The following is a 17883-nucleotide window of genomic DNA, read 5'->3' as shown; positions in this document are numbered from 1 at the left end:
TTGAATATAAAAACTACCATATAAATGAATAATTATTTTATAATACTAGCATCAGGACAAAGCAAAAGATTTAATTCAAAAAAACCAAAGCAATTCAATATTTATAAAAACAAGGCTCTTTTTAAACATTCTTTAGAAAAAGCAGTTAAATCAAAGCTGTTTAAAAAAATTATATTGGTCGTAAATAATAAAAAAAGCATTAAAGAAAAATTTCCTAAAAATGTATCAATTATAAAAGGTGGTAAAGAAAGATCTGATTCTTCCTTAATAGCTTTAAAATATATAAAAAAATTTAAACCTAATAATGTTCTTATTCACGATGCAGCAAGACCAAATTTCAGTATTAAGCTTTTAAAAAATCTAATTAAATCACTAAAAAACAATAAAGTCGTAATACCTTATATAAATTCAAAAGATTCCATTAAATACAAAGTAAAAAAACAACTTTTTAATTTAAATAGAAATAATTCAATTTTAACTCAAACCCCTCAAGCTTTTAAATTTAAAGATTTATATGTTCTTTCAAATAAACAAAAAAATAAAATTACTGATGAGGCAACATTATTTATTGAAAATAATTTAAAAGTTAAATTTATTAGAGGAGAAAATTTAAATAATAAAATTACATTTAAAGAAGATATAGAAAGCAATAAAACTTATTTTGGTATAGGTTTTGACATTCATAGATTAATAAGAGGAAAAAAACTTTTTTTAGGTGGTACAAAAATTCCTTATCACTCAGGACTTATAGGACATTCAGATGGAGATGTAATTATTCATTCAATAATAGACTCTCTTCTTGGTGCTATGAGAAAAAAAGATATTGGTACTTTTTTTCCAGATAATCAAAAAAAATATAAAAATATTAGATCTTCTAAAATGTTAAAGCCCGTTGTTGAAATATTGAATAAAAATGGTTTTTATATAATTAATTTAGACATAAATTTGATATGTGAACAACCAAAAGTTTCAAAGTATCGTGATAAAATAATTAAATCTATATCTAATTTATTAAATATTGATAAAAAATTAATTAACCTAAAAGGTAAAACTGTAGAAAAACTAGGATTAATTGGAAAGGAAAAAGCAATAGCTTGTGAAGTTATCTGCTCAATAACGCAATGAAAAAAATAAATGTTTTGTTGTCCACTTTCTTTGGTTATGGATATTTAACCAAAATTCCTGGAACCGTTACCTCTGCTGTAACAACTGTTTTTATTTATATCGCTTATGAAATTTTAGGCTACACAGATCTTAAGTTTTCAATTATTTTTTTTATAGTTTTATTTATTTATTCATTTTATGCCGTTAAAGACTCTGAATCTGAATTTAAAAATAAAGATCCAAGACAAATAGTAATCGATGAAGTATTGGGTCAATCCATGCCTTTAATTTTATTATTGTATTTAAATCAAACTAATCAAATAAGTATTTCAATTGAAATTTATTATATTTTATCATTTGTTTTGTTTAGATTTTTTGACATCCTAAAACCTTTTCCAGTAAGTTATTTTGATAAAAATCATAAGAACTATTTTGGAATAATTATGGACGATATAATGGCAGGTGTATATTCAATGATATTAATATATTTAATAAGCTTAAAATTCTAATGAGTATTCAATTTCTTCATAAAAAATTAGTTAAAAAAAAATTAACTATATCCGTAGCTGAGTCTTGCACTGGTGGATTACTTGCTCATAATTTCACTAAATTGGCCAATTCATCAAGATACTTTGAGATGGGTCTAACAACTTACTCTAATCAAGCTAAAATAAAGATACTAAAGGTTAATAAAAATATTATTAGAAAATATGGTGCGGTAAGCCAAGAATGTTGTAAGGCTATGGTTCATAATTTATCTAAAATTTCAAAGAGTAAAATCAACATCTCAATTACAGGAATTGCTGGACCAGGAGGTGGATCAAAAGGAAAACCTGTTGGCCTTGTTTATATTGGGGTCAAAAAAGGTAAATTTCTGCTTATAAAAGAAAATAAATTTAAATCAAAAAATCGTAATTCAATTCAAAAATCAACTGTTCGTACCGTAATTGAGATAATCAGTAAAATTATTTAATACTTTCAGCTCTTTTTTGAAATGCGTCTGCTATTTTTTCTAAACCAAATTGAAAAGATTTCGTCATTAGAATATTTAAAAACTTATTTTCGATTTCAAAATCAATATCAAATAAAACTTCTGTTTTATAACCTTCAGTATCATTTCCTACCTCAATAAATTTCCAATTGTTTTCTAAATAATTTAATGGTCCACCTAAATTAACAACATGAATATGATCATTTTTTTTATTTAATTTAACGTCACTTTTAAATGTATCCTTAAACGGCCCCTTACCTATTGTAAGATCCGCTATTATATTAATTGTATCGCCGTTATCACTTCTCTCATAAACTTTTGAATTATCGCAGAAAGGAATAAATTCTGGGTATTTTTCAATATCTAAAACAAACTCAATTAGCTTATCTTTTCTGTTATCAATTAATCGCTTAACTGATGCTTTTGGCATTAATTATTTTTTAATCTATTTTGTTGAAGTTTCTCAAAATCTTCATCTGCATGATATGAAGATCTGGTTAGAGGGGATGAAGACACTAACAAAAATCCTTTAGCTTTTGCAATTGTTCCTAAATCTTCAAACTCTTTTGGCGTGTAATATCGATCTAATGGATAATGTTTAGTTGAAGGTTGTAAATATTGACCAATCGTTATGAAATCGACATCTGCAGCTCTTAAATCATCCATGACTTGTAAAATTTCATCTCTTGTCTCCCCCAAGCCAACCATTATTCCAGATTTAGTAAAAATATTTTTATTAACTTTTTTTGCATTTTTCAAAAGTTCTAAAGATGCAAAGTATCTAGATCCAGGTCGAACTTTTAAATAAAGACTAGGTACAGTTTCAATATTATGATTAAAAACATCTGGTTTAGCATCTAAAACTTTTTTATAAGCATCTCCTTTTCTTAAAAAGTCAGGTGTAAGAACTTCAATAGTAGTATTTGGGTTTGATTTTCTAGTTTGATTAATTACTTCAAAAAAATGTTTAGATCCACCATCATTTAAATCATCCCTATCCACTGAGGTAATCACAACATGTTTTAAATTTAATTTTTTTACCGCTTCTGCAATCTTTACAGGTTCAAGTTGATCCAATTTTCCTGGTACACCAGTTTTAACATCACAAAAAGCACAAGCTCTTGTACAGGTGTCTCCCATAATCATAAAGGTTGCATGTCGCTTACTCCAACATTCGGTTATATTAGGGCAGTTTGCCTCCTGACAAACAGTTACAAGATTATTATTATTTACTATTGTTTTCGTTAAAAAGAATTCCTTACTATTTGTAAGTTTAGATCTAATCCATTCAGGTTTTTTTTTAATTGGATTAATCGGTTTATTTTCTTTTTCTGGATGTCTACTTTTCATCTTTTTTAATTATATAAATTGTCTCATTTTTTTTACCAAACAAAAATCGTTCTCTAATCAAAGTCTCAATATAATCAAGATCTAAATTAGTGCTTAGAAGTGAGTTTTTATGATTCATATCATCTATTTTGCTATTTAGGGTTAATTCTTCTTTTTTCAAGTTAGACAAAAGTTCCTTTTTTTCTATATACGAAAAAAGACCTCTTTCTCCAGATACTAGGTTGAAACCAAAATAAAAAATAAGAAAAACTGATATTAATAAAAAATAATTTTTTTTTATTAATCGAAGCATTAATTGATCTTATTCATCCTCGCTTTTTTTCCAAGTTCTTCTTCAATACGAATTAATTGATTATATTTTGCAACTCTTTCAGATCTAGCTAAAGATCCTGTTTTAATTTGATTTGAGTTAGTGCCAACTGCTAAATCAGCAATAAACGTATCCTCACTATCACCTGATCTGTGAGATATAATTGTTTTGTATCCAATTATTTGTGCGAATTTAATTACATCGAGAGTTTCTGAAACAGTGCCAATTTGATTTAGCTTGATCAAGATAGAATTTGAAGAAATATTTAAGAAACCTTTCTTTAATCTTTCAAGATTTGTCACATACAAATCATCTCCAACAATCTGAACTTTTTTTATTGATTTCATTAATTTATTCCATGCTAACCAATCATTTTCAGCAAATGGATCTTCAATAGACTTAATTTTATATTTTTTTATAATTTTTTGATATTCTTTAATGGATTTATCAACTGAAATATAACTTTTAGAATGAATAGAGTATTTGTTTTTTTTATATAATTCATTAGCAGCCACATCAAGACAAATAGAAACATCTTTACCATTAACAAATCCCGATTTTTTAATTGCACTCACAATTAAATCTAAAGCTTGATTATTGCTACTGATCATGGGTGCAAAACCACCTTCATCACCTACTGATGTTGATAAGCCTTTATCTTTAATTAATTTACTTAGGTTTTTAATAACAACAAAACAAATCCGCATCGCTTCGGAAAAACTTTTTGCTCGATCAGGTCTAATCATAAACTCTTGAATTCTAAGACCATTATTTGCATGCGCTCCGCCATTAATAATATTCATTAATGGATAAGGTAATTGAAAGTTATTTTTTTGAGAAAAAGTTTTATACAAAGGTAATTTTTTTGTTTTTGCAGACAGTTTTTTAACAGCCATAGAAACAGCTAACATCGCATTAGCTCCTATGTTTGTTTTTTGTCTTGTGCCATCTAAGTTAATTAACAAAGCATCAATTCTTTCTTGATTATGGATACTTTGTCCTTTTAATTTTTTTGAAATCTTCGTGTTAACTAAGTTAACTGCACTTAAAACACTTTTTCCTAAATACCGTTTATTATTTTTATCTCTTTTTTCAAAAGCTTCAAAAGTTCCTGTGGAAGCACCTGAGGGACAAATAGCGGATGCGCTATTATTTTTAATATAAACCTCTGCCTCTACTGTTGGATTTCCTCTACTGTCAAAGACTTGACGTGCTTTTACTTTTAAAATTTTACTCACTATTTTTTAATCAGATTATCTATATCGTGTAATTGTTTTAATAGATTCTCTAATTTATTCAATGGTACCATGTTTGGTCCATCTGATGGAGCATTATCAGGGTCTTGATGTGTTTCAATAAATACACCTGCAACTCCAACCGCAACTGCAGCTCTTGCTAAATATTCAACAAATTCTCTTTGACCACCAGAGGTCTCACCTTGGCCACCTGGTTGTTGAACAGAATGAGTTGCATCGAAAATTACTGGATAACCATTCTTTGCCATTATAGGTAATGATCTCATGTCAGAGACTAAAGTATTGTATCCAAAACTTGCACCTCTTTCTGTGACTAGGATATTTTTATTTCCTGAGTCTGAAATTTTTTTAGTTACATTCACCATATCCCAAGGTGCTAGGAACTGACCTTTTTTTACATTAATAATTTTATTTGTTTTAGCGGCAGCAATTAATAAGTCTGTTTGTCGACATAGAAAAGCTGGGATTTGTAAAACATCAACATGTTTTGAAACAATTTCACATTGTTCAGCATTGTGTATGTCAGTTAAAATAGGAACGTTCAGCTCCTTTTTAATTTTATCAAATACAGGAAGTGATGCATCTAACCCTGCTCCCCTTTTGCCTTTTAAACTAGTTCTGTTCGCTTTATCAAATGAGGTTTTGTAAATAAATCCAAGGCCAAATTTTGAAGTAATTTCCTTAATTTTTCCAGCCATATCCATTGCATGTTGCTCTGTCTCTAACTGACATGGACCTGCAATAATACAAATCTTATTATTGTTTGAAATTTCTATATTTTCACAATTTACTTTAATCGCACTCATCTATGATTTTTTGCTGCTTTGATAAAAGAAGAGAATAAAGGATGTGGGTTCAAAGGTCTAGATTTAAATTCAGGATGGAACTGAACTCCTATAAACCAAGGATGATTTTTAAATTCTACTATCTCTGGAAGCTTATGATCTGGAGATAAACCTGAAAATATTAATCCTTTCTTCTCAAATTTTTCTTTATATGAAATATCCACTTCATATCTATGTCTATGTCTCTCTTTGATTAATCTAGATTTATAAATATCTCTAATTTTAGATTTATCTTTTAAAATTGCATCATAAGAACCAAGTCTCATGGTGCCTCCTAAGTCTTTATCTGTACCTTTAACTTTTCTTCCACTTTTTTCCCATTCATGCATCAAGCCAATAATATGGACACCGCCTTTATCAAACTCAGAAGAAGTCGCTTTTTTAATCTTTAATTGATTTCTAGCAAATTCAATTATTGCCATTTGCATTCCATAACAAATTCCAAGGAATGGAATTTTATTTATTCTTGCATATCTTATCGCCTCAATTTTACCCTCAGTTCCCCTTTTACCAAACCCACCTGGAATTAGAATTCCTGAAACATTTTTAAGTTTATTTTTTATTTCTGAAACTTTTAATTTTTCAGAATCTATTCTAACCAAATTAACTTTAAGATTATTGGATATTCCTCCATGAGTTAGTGCTTCATCTAAAGATTTATAAGCATCTTTTAATTCAACGTATTTTCCAATAATTGCAATGTTAACATGTCTTTTAGTATTAAGAGTAATTTTAGTTATTTTTTTCCAAGGATTCAAATTTGCAGATTTTTTTGTTTTTAATTTAAAATAATTTAAAACTTGAATATCTAATTTTTGATTGAAAAAACTAATCGGAGCCTCATAAATAGTTTTAACATCAACAGTTTCAATTACATTTTTAATATCAACATTACAAAACAAAGATATTTTTTTTCTATGGTCTAAAGGTATAGGTCTTTCTGATCTACAAATAATAATATCAGGTTGAATACCAATGCTTCTTAATTCTTTAACTGAGTGTTGTGTTGGTTTTGTTTTTATTTCATCCGATGCTTTTAAATAAGGAACTAAAGTTAAATGAATAAATAATGCATTTTTTTTACCAATATCATTGGAAAATTGTCTTATCGCTTCCACAAACGGTAAACTTTCTATATCACCTACTATTCCTCCTATTTCACAAATTACAAAATCTTCTTTAGATGTATCGTGTTTTATAAATTCTTTAATTCTATCTGTGATATGAGGAATTACTTGAACAGTTTTACCTAAATACTGACCTTTTCTTTCTTTTTTAAGAACATCGCTGTAAATTTTTCCAGTTGTGATGTTATCGGTTTTCTTTGCAGTAACGCCAGAAAATCTTTCATAGTGACCTAAATCTAAATCTGTTTCAGCACCATCGTCTGTTACAAAAACTTCACCATGTTGAAATGGACTCATTGTTCCTGGATCGACATTTAGATATGGGTCTAATTTTCTTAAACGAACTTTGTAACCTCTTGATTGTAATAAATAAGCAAGGGATGCAGAAGATAGACCTTTACCAAGGGAGGAAACCACGCCGCCAGTGACAAATATATATCGCGCCATGGAAGTATCTTATAGCGAATAAAAAATGAATTGAAAAGGATTAATTAATTGTTTTCTGGAATTGAAGGCGTGTCTTCAGTTTTTTCCTCAACTGTATCCAATACTGACTCCGTAGGAGTAAGTTCTGCTCTAGAAATTATTGTTAGAGCCAGACTACAAATAATAAAAAGTGTTGCTACAATTGCAGTGGCTTTTGTCATGAAGCTGCCTGCTGATCTAGATAACATAAAATTTTCTTGTGAAACTCCAATACCAAGAGCACCTCCCTCTGATTTTTGCAATAAAACCAAAAGAACTAAAATAACTGCAAGTATGATGTTGATTACTAATAATAAAGTTTCCATGTGGGTCTAATTAATGGTTTTTTGAATTATATCAATAAATTTCTTTGAAATTTGTGATGCGCCTCCTATCAAAAAACCATCAATGTTGGGAATTTTTTTTAATATACTTACGTTATTAGTGTTTACAGATCCACCATATAAAATTTTTGGATAATTTTTAATAAATCTACTTTTAATAAATGAAATAGTTTTGTTTAAATCAGCTTCTTTTGGAATTACACCTGTACCAATAGACCATACCGGTTCGTAGGCTATAATAATTTTGGATTTATTCTTTATCGATTTTAATCCTTTTTTAATTTGTCTTTTCAAAATTTGATTAGTTTTTTTTTGTCTTCTTTCTTTCAAGGTTTCGCCAATACAAAATATAATTTTGAGACCTGATTTAACTGCACTTTTTATTTTTAAATTAATTAAATTATCTGTCTCACCTAGTTGTCTATTTTCTGAATGTCCCAAAATAACATACTTTGCTCCAACATTTTTAAGCATATTAGAATTTACCTGGCCAGTGTGCGCGCCGTAGTCATAGCTGTGATGACAGTTTTGGGCACCAACCTCTATTTTTGTTTTTTTAAATCTTCTCGATAATGGACGTATTAATGTATTTGGTGGGCAATAAACTATTTTTATCTTATTTTTTTTATTATTTTTTGAAAACTTTATTACTTTATCGAGTGAATTTAGAGATCTTAAATCACCAAACATTTTCCAATTAGCTACAAAATACATATATTTATTTGTCATAATTGACTTTTTAATCTATAGATTTGTTTTTTACAGATCAATAAATTTATAACGCTATGATTGAAAAATTAAAAAACTTAGGCTGGAAACAACTTGGTGGATTGGTGTTAATTGTCATAATCATCATTGCTTTTGGTTTTGGTGGTTTTGGTGGTGGGTTTAGTACAAACAATCAAAACAATATTGCAAAAATAAATAAAACAAATGTAACAACTCAAGATTTTATTGATTATGTGAATCAAAGTGGCATTTCACAAGCAGCTATTCGGGATAATTTAGACAACAATATTATTGAAGAATTATTATCAGGATTAATTTCAACTACATTGATTGATTTAGAAATTAAAGACTTTGATCTTTCAATTAACAAAAGAACCATACTTAAAAACATTAAAGAAAATAAAAATTTCCAAGATGAAAATGGTGCTTTTCAAAGAATTAAATATGAAAAATTTTTGCTATCCAACAACTTGTCAGCTCCAATGTTTGAATTAAAATTAAAAAATAGAGAATTACAGAAACACTTATTTGATTTTATTGGTGCTGGAACAATTACACCAAATTTTTTGATAGAAAAAAAGTTTGAAGAAAATAATAAATCCTTAGACATCGAGTATTTTGATATGGAAAATCTATATAAAACAAAAAATGATTACACAGCAAATGAAATTGAAGTATTTATTGATGAAAATAAGGATCAATTAAAAAGAGAATATATAGATTTTAAGTATGTGATTTTAAATCCAAAAAATCTAATTGGTATAGAAGAATTTAACCAAGAGTTTTTTGATGAAATAGACTCAATTGAAAACAAAATTTCTCAAGGAAGTGCATTTGACACTATATTAGAAGATATAAATGTTGACATTATTGAAGTAAATGAGTTTGCACCCAGCTCTAGTAAACAGATAAATGAAGATCTAATTTATTCTAAGAAAGCATCTAAAATAGACTTGATAGAAAGTGGTGATAACTTTTTACTTTATAATATTGATAATCAATATGATCGAGCTCCAGATTTAAATGATGAAATCATTAAAGGAGAAATAGTTGAGTTAATATATCAAAAAGGTAAATTTGATTACAATAGAGAAATTATAGAAGAAATTCAAAAAAAGGAATTTGATAATTCAAAATTTGAAGAACTTGCAGGTTCAAATAAGGAATATTCTTCTATTAATTCTATAGAAGATGACAAACTCATTGATATTAATTCAGTAAAAATGCTTTATGCGTTACCTGTAAACTCTTTTGCTCTAGTAAATAAAGAAGATAAAATTTTTTTAGTAAAAATTACCGGAACAAATAAAAATTCATTTAACAAAGCAGATGAAAAATATCTTAAATTTGTAAATAGCCAAAATACAAATAATAGAAAAACCATCTTACAATCGTATGATCAATTACTTAATGATAAGTATCAAGTTCAATTAAATCAAAAAACTATTGATAGAGTTAAAAATTATTTCAAATGATTATTAATCGAAGCTTCAAAAATTTTAAGTTTCGACACAGAAGCAAAAAAAATCAAATTATCTTTACTAAAAAGAAAGTAAAAAATGATGAGGAAGTATTAAACCTAATAGATAATTTCCTAGAGGAAAAAAATAGTTTTATATTTGAGTCTGTAGAAAAAGGTAAAATCAAAGGTAGATATACAATATTTGGTAAAAATCCTGATAAAATTTGGGAATTTAATAATAATAATTCTTATCTAATTCAAACAAATAAAAAAAGGAAATTAAATGATAAACCAAATAAATTAATTGAAAAAATCATTGAAGATTTCAAATTTGAAACTCCCAAAAATTTACCTAACATTTGCTCGTTAATCTCTGGATATTTTTCTTATGATACAATCAGATACATAGAAAAAATTCCAAATAATTGTAAAAACGATCTTAATTTGCCAGATGTAAGACTTCTACGTCCAAGAACTTTAGTCATTCATGATAATTTAAAAAAAGAAATTTTTTACATATCTAACATTTTTAAAGATGAAAAAATTAAAAACTATAAAAATAAATATGAAGAAATTAAATCTGATTTGTTTAAATTACTCATTCAGTCATCAATTAAAAATATTGATAAAAAAATAATTCAAAAATCAAAAAATATAAAAGTGAAATCTAACACTTCAAAAAATAAATTTTTATCAATGGTTAATAAGGCAAAAAAATATATTAAATTAGGAGATATTTTTCAGGTTGTTTTAAGCCAAAGATTTGAGGCAAAATTAACAAAGAAACCATTAGATATTTATAAAAAACTAAGAGTAACAAACCCTTCTCCTTTTATGTTTTTCTTCAATTTTGATGATTTTCAAATAATTGGCGCAAGTCCTGAAATACTTGTAAGACTTAGGGATAATAAAATTATTGTAAGACCAATTGCAGGAACTAGACCAAGGGGTAAAACTAAAAAAGAAGATCTGTTTTATGAAAAAGACCTTCTTAAAGATAAAAAAGAACTTTCAGAACATTTGATGTTACTTGATTTGGGTAGAAATGATGCTGGCAAAGTCTCAAAGATAAATTCGGTAAAAGTTACAGAAAGCTTCATTATTGAAAGATATTCTCATGTTATGCATATAGTTTCAAATGTAGTTGGGGAATATAATAAAAAATTTTCAAAATTTAAATCGCTCTTAGCTGGTTTTCCAGCAGGTACTGTTTCTGGAGCTCCAAAAATTAGAGCTATGGAAATTATTGATGAATTAGAAACAACAAAAAGAAAAGTTTATGCTGGTGGAATTGGATATTTTTCTGCAAATGGGGAATTTGATACATGCATAGCTTTAAGAACTGCAGTTGCTAAAAATAAAAAATTTTATGTACAAGCAGGTGCGGGTATAGTTGCAGACAGTAAACCTAAAAATGAATATGAGGAAACAGTTAACAAAGCAAAAGCTTTAATTAATGCTTTAAGATAATGAAAGTATTGTTAATAGATAATTACGATAGTTTTACTTTTAATTTGTATCACTATATCTCCTCATTAAATGTTAAAGTTGATGTAGTTAGAAATGATAAAATTAATTCTAAAGAAATCATTAAAAAGAAATATGATAAAATTGTTATTTCACCAGGACCAGGCAACCCAAATCAATCTGGCAATTGTATTAAAATATTGAATTCATTATACAAAGAATTACCTTTTTTAGGAGTGTGTTTAGGTCATCAGATAATTGGACAAGTTTTTGGATCAAAAATTGTTCAAGCAAGAAAGTTAATGCATGGCAAAACAAGCAAAATTAAATCCAAAAAAATTGGTATTTTAAAAAACCTCCCAAATATATTTGAAGCTACCAGATACCATAGTTTGGTAATTGATAAAAAAACCTTATCAAAAGATCTAGAGATTACAGCAGAGACAGAAGATGGGATTATAATGGGTGTACAACATAAAAAATTTAATATTCATGGTGTACAATTCCATCCTGAAAGTATTAAAACTAAGTTTGGAATGAAAATTCTTAAAAACTTTATTAACAATTAAATTTATGGATCAAATTTTAGAAAAACTTAAAAATAAACAAGATTTAACTTTTGAAGAAAGTAAAACTGCTTTTGAAATATTAATGACAGGAAAAGCCAGTGATAATGAAATTTTTGACTTTTTAACTTTGCTGTCTAAAAAAGGTGAAGTTTCAGATGAAATAGCAGGTGGAGTTTTTGTTCTGAGAGAAAAATCAAAACGAGTAAATGTAAGTGATTGTATTGATACTTGTGGTACTGGCGGTGATGGTATGAATACCCTCAATATTTCAACTGCTTCTGCCCTACTTTTAGCTAGCATGGGTACAAAAGTTGCTAAGCATGGCAATAAAGCTGTTTCCTCGAAATGTGGGTCCGGTGATGTTTTAGAAGCTCTTAAAATTAAAATTAATTTAGAACCTGAGGACATAGAAAAAGAAATCAATACCAACAATTTTGGTTTTATGTTTGCACCAAATTATCATAGTGCGATGAGATTTGTAGGACCCGTAAGAAAGAAAATTGGAAAAAGAACCATTTTTAATATGATTGGTCCATTGAGTAATCCAGCACTTGCAGAAAGACAAGTTGTAGGAGTTTTTGATAAAAAATTATTAAAAATTTTTGCAGAAGGACTTAAAAATTTAAATTTAAAATTTGCTTGGATAGTAAATAGCGAGGATGGATTAGATGAAATATCTCCATATGCAATCACCAATGTTATTCAATTAAAAGATGGTCAAATATCTGAAATAAAAATAGATCCAAATGCTTTAGGGGTTAATGCAGATAATTTTAAAAATCTAGTGGGTGATGATGCAAAATTTAATGCTGATAAGATGATTGAAATTTTTAAAGGCAAAGATAATGACTTTTCAAAAGCAGTTTGTTTAAATGCTGCAGCAGGTTTAATTGTTGGAGAAAAATTTTCAGACTTTTCTGAAGCATATAATTACACAAGAGAATTTATCCTTTCTGGAAAAACTTTTTTACATCTAGAAAAAATTCAAAATGTCTGAAAATATACTTCAAAATATCATTCAAAAGAAAATTGAAAAAGTTGATAAATTAAAAAAATCTCTAGATCTTAAAACTTTGGATGAATTAATTAATAAAAACAACAGCTATATTAATTTTAAAGAGAAAATAGAAAATAATATAAAAAATAATAAAACTTCAATTATTGCTGAAATTAAAAAAGCAAGTCCTTCAGCAGGTATAATAATTGATGATTATAATCCTGTAGATATTGCTCAGATTTATTTAAATAATAAGGCAACTTGCCTTTCAGTTTTAACAGAAGAAGATTATTTTTTAGGAAATTTAATTCACATAAGCAAAATAAAAGATAAAATAAATTTACCTATATTGTGTAAGGATTTTTTTGTCGATAAATTTCAAATACCTTTGGCAAAAAGTTATGGTGCAGATGCTATTTTAATTATTTTGGCTGGAGTTTCAGACGATCTTGCTTATGAATTATATGATGAAGCTATAAAATATAATATGTCGGTTATTGTTGAAGTTCATACAATAGAAGAGGCTAAAAAAGCTTTAAATTTTAAAAATGCATTAATTGGAATAAACAATAGAAATTTAAAAACACTTAAAACTGATATAAATACAACCTATGATATTTATGATGTTGTAAAAACTCACAAAGGTCCTTTAATATCTGAAAGTGGAATCAAGAATAAAGATGAGTTATTAGATCTAAATAACAAAACATCAATTAGCACTTTTTTGATTGGTGAATCACTTTTAAAAAACTTAGATAAAAATTCTATTTTTTCAGTTTTATAGTCAAATTAAGCGCTATTTTACTTGTTTTTTTTAGTATTGTTAATTTAAAAGAACTTTTATAGAACATCGTTTGTACGATATTTGTTCTTATGCTAACAAAAAAACAAAAAAACCTGCTTTTATTTATCAACAAGAAGTTGAGAAGTTCTGGCGTCTCTCCTTCATATGAGGAAATGAAGCAGTCTCTTAATTTAAAATCTAAATCAGGTATTCACAGGTTGATTAGTGCTTTAGAGGAAAGAGGTTTTATCAAAAGATTAGCTCACAAAGCAAGAGCTTTAGAAGTGATCAAACTACCAGAAACAGCTTCTGCTAATGATATTTATAATAGTTTTTCACCTAGTGTGATTAAAGGTGGATTAGATGTAGAGCAAACTAATTCTGATGAAGCAGAAGTACCAGTACTTGGAAAAATTGCAGCTGGAACACCTGTTGAAGCAATACAAAATGAGGTTTCTAGAATTCCACTACCAAATAATTTAGAAAAAAATGGTGATTACTTTGGATTAAAAGTTCAAGGTGATTCTATGATAGATGCAGGTATACACGAAGGTGATACTGTTATTATTAAAAGAACTGATACTGCTGACAATGGTAAAATTGTAGTTGCTTTAATAGATGAACATGAAGCAATGTTAAAAAGAATTCGAAAAAAAGGTAAAGTTGTAGCCCTTGAAAGTGCCAATAGAAACTATGAAACTAAGATTTTTGGACCTGATAGAGTAAAAGTTCAAGGAGTTTTAGTATCTTTATATAGAAACTTCTAAAAAAATAGTCTAAACAACATTGATGTCTAAAGTAGCAACACGTTTTGCACCGTCCCCTACTGGAGCTCTTCATATTGGTGGAGTTAGAACTGCATTATTTAATTGGTTGTTCTCTAAAAATCAAAAAGGAACTTTTCATCTAAGAATTGAAGATACTGATAAAGAAAGATCAAAAGAGGAACACAAAATACAAATTATTAAATCATTAAAGTGGATAGGGATTGAGAATGATGGTGAAGAATATATTCAGTCACAAAAAATAAAAGATCACATTAAAATTGCTAATGAATTATTAAAAAAAGGTAACGCATATAAATGCTACTGCTCTGCTGAAGAGATAGAGGAACAAAAAAAAAGAGCTAGGCAAAAAAAGATGCCATATATTTATAATAGAAAATGGAGAGATGCTGATGAAAAAGATGCTCCAAAAGATATTAAACCTGTAATTAGATTTAAAAGTAAAATAGAGGGAAATTCTAAACTTAAAGATCTAGTTCAAGGAGATGTTGAAATTGAAAATAATACAATTGAAGACTTTATAATTTTAAGAAATGATGGAACACCAACTTACAACTTATCTGCAACCGTTGACGATCATCAAATGGGAATGACTCACATAATCAGAGGAGATGATCATAAAATAAATACTTTTAAACAAATACAAATATATCAAGCAATGGCTTGGAATGTTCCAGAATTTGCGCACATTCCATTAATTCATACAATTGAAGGTAAAAAACTGTCAAAAAGAGATAATGCCTCGACTTTGGATGATTACTCGAAAATAGGTATAATGCCTGATGCATTAAGAAACTATTTACTTAGACTTGGATGGTCATATCAAGATAAAGAAATATTTACTCTGGATGAGAGTATTAAGTACTTTAATTTAGAAGGTATTGGCAAATCACCATCAAAACTAGATATGAGCAGAATATTATCAATGAATGAATACTATATAAAAACAATTGATGAGAAAGATCTTTATCAATGTTTAGATGAATATTGCAAAATCTATAAAGAAAAAATTCAAAATGATAAAGAAATAAAAGTTAAATCCTCATTATCATTTTTAAAAAATAAGGCTAAAACCTTAGAAGACATATATAATAATGCAAAGTTTATCATCAAGGATGAAGTTAACTTCAATAAGGATGATTTTAAATTGATTGACGGTAATGCAAAAAAAATTATTTCAGAATTTATTAAAGAATTATCATCCATATCAAATATAGATAGGGAGAATTTAGAGCCTGTGGTAAATAATTTGATTAAAAAAAATGATACAAATTTTAAAGGAGTAGGTCAGCCAATACGGATTTGTTTAACAGGATCAAAATTTGGTCCTGGTTTATATGATATAGTTATAGCCCTTGGCAAAGAAGAGGTATTAAAGAGACTAGCTAAGATAATTTCTTAAAACCAAACAAGCCTCTTCAGATGAAGAAGTTTTAGATCTAATTCCTTCTAATGTTTTTGAACAATCAGATAATTGTTTTTTGATAAGATCAGGGTTTTTTAAAAGATAAATTACAGATTTATAGATCTCATTAGCATTACATTCGTTTTGTAACAATTCAGGAATAACTTCACGATTATTGATAATATTAATTATATTTGCAAATTTAACATTAACTAACATTTTAAATATCATAAAATTTATAAAACTGAGTTTGTAAATAATTATAGACGGTATATTTGAACTAGAAATTTGTAGAGAAACTGTACCAGATTTAGATACAGCAAAAGCAGAATTTGATAAAATTTTAGATTTAATACTTTCATCTGAAACTACATCTATATTTTTAATATTAAATTTTTTAATTTCTGACAAAATTAATTTTTTGTTTTCATCTGTCGCATGAAAGTAAAAATAAAAATCATTATGTCTTTTGTTCATTAGTTTAATGAAATCAATTAAAATATTTAATAATGCGTCTGTTTCAGATTTTCTACTTCCGGGGAAAATTGATATAATTTTTTTATCTTTAGGAATTATATTTTCAACAATTTTTTTATTATCTTGATTATTCTCAATTAACGGATGTCCAACGAAGGTATTTTTTATATTTTCTTTATCAAAATATTTTTTTTCAAAGTTAAATAATAGAAGAATATGATCAATATATTTTTTAATTTTTTTTACTCTATTTTTTCTCCATATCCAAACTTGGGGAGCTACATAATGAATTATTTTAATATTATGGTTAATTTTTTTAACTCTTTCAGCTACACGCATTGTAAAGTCAGGGCTGTCAACAGAAAATAGTATATCAGGATTAAATTTAATTATTTCATTAACGGTTTGATTAATTTTATTTCTGATTTTAAATATATTAAATAAAATACTAGTAAAACCTAGATAAGTTATTTCGCTTAAATTAAAAATACTTTCAATTCCTAATTTTTTTAAATGATTTCCACCAACAGATGAATATTCAATATTAGGATTTTGAGATTTTAGCCTTGAAATAACTGTTGAGGCTAGTTTGTCTCCAGAAGGTTCACCAGTTAATATGAATATTTTTTTCATATAATATTAATAAAAATCTTATTTTTATTAGCAAATTTAATACACTTAATTTTATCTAAAAAAATATTTTTTCTAGATTGTAAAACAACACCTCGTAATCCATATTTTTTAATATCTATAAAAGTTTGAATTCCAATTGTTGGTAAATCCATTCTTAGATCTTGTTTCTTTTTTGGTAGCTTTATTAAAATTCCATCAGAATTTTTCTTTAATTTTGATAGCATTTTTTTTGTCCCTTCTCTTCCTTCTCTAGCCAAAATTTTACCATCTTTAACAACTATGGCCTGGACATGGTCTAAACTTTTTGTTTTATTAAAATAAGCTTTTGCTTTTTTAATAGAAATAAGGTCTTTTTTATTAGGTTTTAATTTACTTAAATTTCCTTTCTTTAATGAAAGCTCTGGATTAAAAAATATTGAACTAATAACTTTAATTTCCTCATTTTTTAAGATTTTTATTATTGATTTGATTATAGCAGCATCACCTATTTTAGCTGCTCTGATTACACTAGGCATATAATAAATTCCTTTTAAATCTAATCTTAAAGATGAAAAATTAGGTTTAGCAATCTTGCCTGCAAACAGAACTTTTTTACATTTTTTTTGTTTAATTAAATTAATTATTGATCCAAATTTTCCAATGCTTATTCTAAAAGAATTTTTATCTTCCTGAAATTTATTATTTCTTGAAAAGTCAATTATAAAATATTTTTTTTTTAATCTTTTAATTTTATTAAGAACTATATCTGAAAAATCAGTGTCACCTAAAAACAAGCCTATCATC

General features: G+C 27.0%; 20 protein-coding genes. 10 read left to right on the top strand and 10 right to left on the bottom strand.

Going from position 1 to position 17883, the window contains the following annotated elements; genetic code table 11:
• Nucleotides 1-24: 24 nt before the first annotated feature.
• Genes ispF through ACTT9X_RS02915 form a run of 3 tightly spaced genes read left to right on the top strand, consistent with a single transcriptional unit; the run spans nt 25 to nt 2077 of the window.
• The gene (ispF, locus tag ACTT9X_RS02925) at nt 25-1125 is read left to right on the top strand and encodes a 2-C-methyl-D-erythritol 2,4-cyclodiphosphate synthase (RefSeq protein WP_440934200.1); all 1101 of its coding nucleotides are present in this window, start codon (nt 25-27) and stop codon (nt 1123-1125) included.
• Nucleotides 1122-1613, top strand: coding sequence for a phosphatidylglycerophosphatase A family protein (locus ACTT9X_RS02920; protein ID WP_440934199.1), 492 nt, complete (start codon nt 1122-1124; stop codon nt 1611-1613). Before ispF ends, ACTT9X_RS02920 begins: the two co-directional genes overlap by 4 nt.
• On the top strand, nt 1613-2077 hold the full coding sequence (locus ACTT9X_RS02915; RefSeq protein WP_440934198.1) for a CinA family protein: 465 nt from the start codon (nt 1613-1615) through the stop codon (nt 2075-2077). The genes ACTT9X_RS02920 and ACTT9X_RS02915 overlap by 1 nt, the downstream gene beginning before the upstream one ends.
• Here the strand turns inward: ACTT9X_RS02915 and ACTT9X_RS02910 are convergent.
• The 8 genes from ACTT9X_RS02910 to tpiA are packed head-to-tail and all read right to left on the bottom strand — an operon-like array spanning nt 2070 to nt 8521.
• Complete coding sequence (locus tag ACTT9X_RS02910) at nt 2070-2525, bottom strand: type II toxin-antitoxin system RatA family toxin (protein ID WP_440934197.1); 456 nt, start codon at nt 2523-2525, stop codon at nt 2070-2072. The genes ACTT9X_RS02915 and ACTT9X_RS02910 overlap by 8 nt on opposite strands.
• Complete coding sequence (gene lipA, locus ACTT9X_RS02905) at nt 2525-3445, bottom strand: lipoyl synthase (RefSeq protein ID WP_440934196.1); 921 nt, start codon at nt 3443-3445, stop codon at nt 2525-2527. The genes ACTT9X_RS02910 and lipA overlap by 1 nt, the downstream gene beginning before the upstream one ends.
• A complete protein-coding gene (locus ACTT9X_RS02900) occupies nt 3435-3737 on the bottom strand; it encodes an FtsB family cell division protein (RefSeq protein WP_440934195.1) in 303 nt (100 codons plus the stop codon). The genes lipA and ACTT9X_RS02900 overlap by 11 nt, the downstream gene beginning before the upstream one ends.
• Entirely contained in the window at nt 3737-4993 is a 1257-nt protein-coding gene (eno, locus tag ACTT9X_RS02895) for a phosphopyruvate hydratase (protein WP_440934194.1), read from the bottom strand. Before eno ends, ACTT9X_RS02900 begins: the two co-directional genes overlap by 1 nt.
• Nucleotides 4993-5817, bottom strand: coding sequence for a 3-deoxy-8-phosphooctulonate synthase (gene kdsA, locus ACTT9X_RS02890; RefSeq protein ID WP_440934193.1), 825 nt, complete (start codon nt 5815-5817; stop codon nt 4993-4995). Before kdsA ends, eno begins: the two co-directional genes overlap by 1 nt.
• Nucleotides 5814-7430: a CTP synthase gene (locus tag ACTT9X_RS02885; RefSeq protein WP_440934192.1), complete on the bottom strand. Its 1617-nt coding sequence runs from the start codon at nt 7428-7430 to the stop codon at nt 5814-5816. The genes kdsA and ACTT9X_RS02885 overlap by 4 nt, the downstream gene beginning before the upstream one ends.
• Nucleotides 7431-7474: 44 nt before the next feature.
• A complete protein-coding gene (gene secG / locus ACTT9X_RS02880; RefSeq protein ID WP_440934191.1) occupies nt 7475-7774 on the bottom strand; it encodes a preprotein translocase subunit SecG in 300 nt (99 codons plus the stop codon).
• A gap of 6 nt (nt 7775-7780) precedes the next feature.
• Nucleotides 7781-8521, bottom strand: a complete 741-nt coding sequence (tpiA, locus tag ACTT9X_RS02875) for a triose-phosphate isomerase (RefSeq protein ID WP_440934190.1) — start codon at nt 8519-8521, stop codon at nt 7781-7783.
• A 56-nt stretch (nt 8522-8577) separates the two neighbouring features.
• On the opposite strand from tpiA, the gene ACTT9X_RS02870 reads away from it, so the two are divergent.
• From ACTT9X_RS02870 to gltX, 7 genes are all read left to right on the top strand, one after another.
• Complete coding sequence (locus ACTT9X_RS02870) at nt 8578-9996, top strand: SurA N-terminal domain-containing protein (protein ID WP_440934189.1); 1419 nt, start codon at nt 8578-8580, stop codon at nt 9994-9996.
• A complete protein-coding gene (trpE, locus tag ACTT9X_RS02865) occupies nt 9996-11453 on the top strand; it encodes an anthranilate synthase component I (protein ID WP_440934641.1) in 1458 nt (485 codons plus the stop codon). Before ACTT9X_RS02870 ends, trpE begins: the two co-directional genes overlap by 1 nt.
• Entirely contained in the window at nt 11453-12019 is a 567-nt protein-coding gene (locus ACTT9X_RS02860) for an anthranilate synthase component II (protein WP_145597565.1), read from the top strand. The genes trpE and ACTT9X_RS02860 overlap by 1 nt, the downstream gene beginning before the upstream one ends.
• 4 nt (nt 12020-12023) lie before the next feature.
• On the top strand, nt 12024-13016 hold the full coding sequence (gene trpD, locus ACTT9X_RS02855) for an anthranilate phosphoribosyltransferase (protein WP_440934188.1): 993 nt from the start codon (nt 12024-12026) through the stop codon (nt 13014-13016).
• Nucleotides 13009-13800, top strand: a complete 792-nt coding sequence (locus tag ACTT9X_RS02850) for an indole-3-glycerol phosphate synthase TrpC (protein ID WP_440934187.1) — start codon at nt 13009-13011, stop codon at nt 13798-13800. Before trpD ends, ACTT9X_RS02850 begins: the two co-directional genes overlap by 8 nt.
• Before the next feature lie 89 nt (nt 13801-13889).
• On the top strand, nt 13890-14567 hold the full coding sequence (gene lexA, locus ACTT9X_RS02845; RefSeq protein WP_440934186.1) for a transcriptional repressor LexA: 678 nt from the start codon (nt 13890-13892) through the stop codon (nt 14565-14567).
• 22 nt (nt 14568-14589) lie between these two features.
• Nucleotides 14590-15987, top strand: coding sequence for a glutamate--tRNA ligase (gltX, locus tag ACTT9X_RS02840; RefSeq protein WP_440934185.1), 1398 nt, complete (start codon nt 14590-14592; stop codon nt 15985-15987).
• Here the strand turns inward: gltX and lpxB are convergent.
• Nucleotides 15967-17100: a lipid-A-disaccharide synthase gene (lpxB, locus tag ACTT9X_RS02835; RefSeq protein WP_440934184.1), complete on the bottom strand. Its 1134-nt coding sequence runs from the start codon at nt 17098-17100 to the stop codon at nt 15967-15969. The genes gltX and lpxB overlap by 21 nt on opposite strands.
• Entirely contained in the window at nt 17097-17882 is a 786-nt protein-coding gene (lpxI, locus tag ACTT9X_RS02830; RefSeq protein WP_440934183.1) for a UDP-2,3-diacylglucosamine diphosphatase LpxI domain-containing protein, read from the bottom strand. The genes lpxB and lpxI overlap by 4 nt, the downstream gene beginning before the upstream one ends.
• Between the last annotated feature and the right edge of the window lies 1 nt (nt 17883).

Source organism: Candidatus Pelagibacter sp. (assembly GCF_052049855.1).
Lineage (GTDB): Bacteria > Pseudomonadota > Alphaproteobacteria > Pelagibacterales > Pelagibacteraceae > Pelagibacter.
This window is presented reverse-complemented; position numbering and strand designations above follow the sequence as displayed.

What these genes read in the sequence shown, in the direction of transcription:
- secG (WP_440934191.1), bottom strand. Translation starts at nt 7,774, where the DNA reads ATGGAAACTTTATTATTAGTAATCAACATCATACTTGCAGTTATTTTA.
- ACTT9X_RS02910 (WP_440934197.1), bottom strand. Translation starts at nt 2,525, where the DNA reads ATGCCAAAAGCATCAGTTAAGCGATTAATTGATAACAGAAAAGATAAG.
- ACTT9X_RS02900 (WP_440934195.1), bottom strand. Translation starts at nt 3,737, where the DNA reads ATGCTTCGATTAATAAAAAAAAATTATTTTTTATTAATATCAGTTTTT.
- ACTT9X_RS02915 (WP_440934198.1), top strand. Translation starts at nt 1,613, where the DNA reads ATGAGTATTCAATTTCTTCATAAAAAATTAGTTAAAAAAAAATTAACT.
- tpiA (WP_440934190.1), bottom strand. Translation starts at nt 8,521, where the DNA reads ATGACAAATAAATATATGTATTTTGTAGCTAATTGGAAAATGTTTGGT.
- trpD (WP_440934188.1), top strand. Translation starts at nt 12,024, where the DNA reads ATGGATCAAATTTTAGAAAAACTTAAAAATAAACAAGATTTAACTTTT.
- kdsA (WP_440934193.1), bottom strand. Translation starts at nt 5,817, where the DNA reads ATGAGTGCGATTAAAGTAAATTGTGAAAATATAGAAATTTCAAACAAT.
- lpxI (WP_440934183.1), bottom strand. Translation starts at nt 17,882, where the DNA reads ATGATAGGCTTGTTTTTAGGTGACACTGATTTTTCAGATATAGTTCTT.
- ispF (WP_440934200.1), top strand. Translation starts at nt 25, where the DNA reads ATGAATAATTATTTTATAATACTAGCATCAGGACAAAGCAAAAGATTT.
- lpxB (WP_440934184.1), bottom strand. Translation starts at nt 17,100, where the DNA reads ATGAAAAAAATATTCATATTAACTGGTGAACCTTCTGGAGACAAACTA.
- ACTT9X_RS02850 (WP_440934187.1), top strand. Translation starts at nt 13,009, where the DNA reads ATGTCTGAAAATATACTTCAAAATATCATTCAAAAGAAAATTGAAAAA.
- lexA (WP_440934186.1), top strand. Translation starts at nt 13,890, where the DNA reads ATGCTAACAAAAAAACAAAAAAACCTGCTTTTATTTATCAACAAGAAG.
- lipA (WP_440934196.1), bottom strand. Translation starts at nt 3,445, where the DNA reads ATGAAAAGTAGACATCCAGAAAAAGAAAATAAACCGATTAATCCAATT.
- ACTT9X_RS02920 (WP_440934199.1), top strand. Translation starts at nt 1,122, where the DNA reads ATGAAAAAAATAAATGTTTTGTTGTCCACTTTCTTTGGTTATGGATAT.
- gltX (WP_440934185.1), top strand. Translation starts at nt 14,590, where the DNA reads ATGTCTAAAGTAGCAACACGTTTTGCACCGTCCCCTACTGGAGCTCTT.
- ACTT9X_RS02885 (WP_440934192.1), bottom strand. Translation starts at nt 7,430, where the DNA reads ATGGCGCGATATATATTTGTCACTGGCGGCGTGGTTTCCTCCCTTGGT.
- ACTT9X_RS02870 (WP_440934189.1), top strand. Translation starts at nt 8,578, where the DNA reads ATGATTGAAAAATTAAAAAACTTAGGCTGGAAACAACTTGGTGGATTG.
- ACTT9X_RS02860 (WP_145597565.1), top strand. Translation starts at nt 11,453, where the DNA reads ATGAAAGTATTGTTAATAGATAATTACGATAGTTTTACTTTTAATTTG.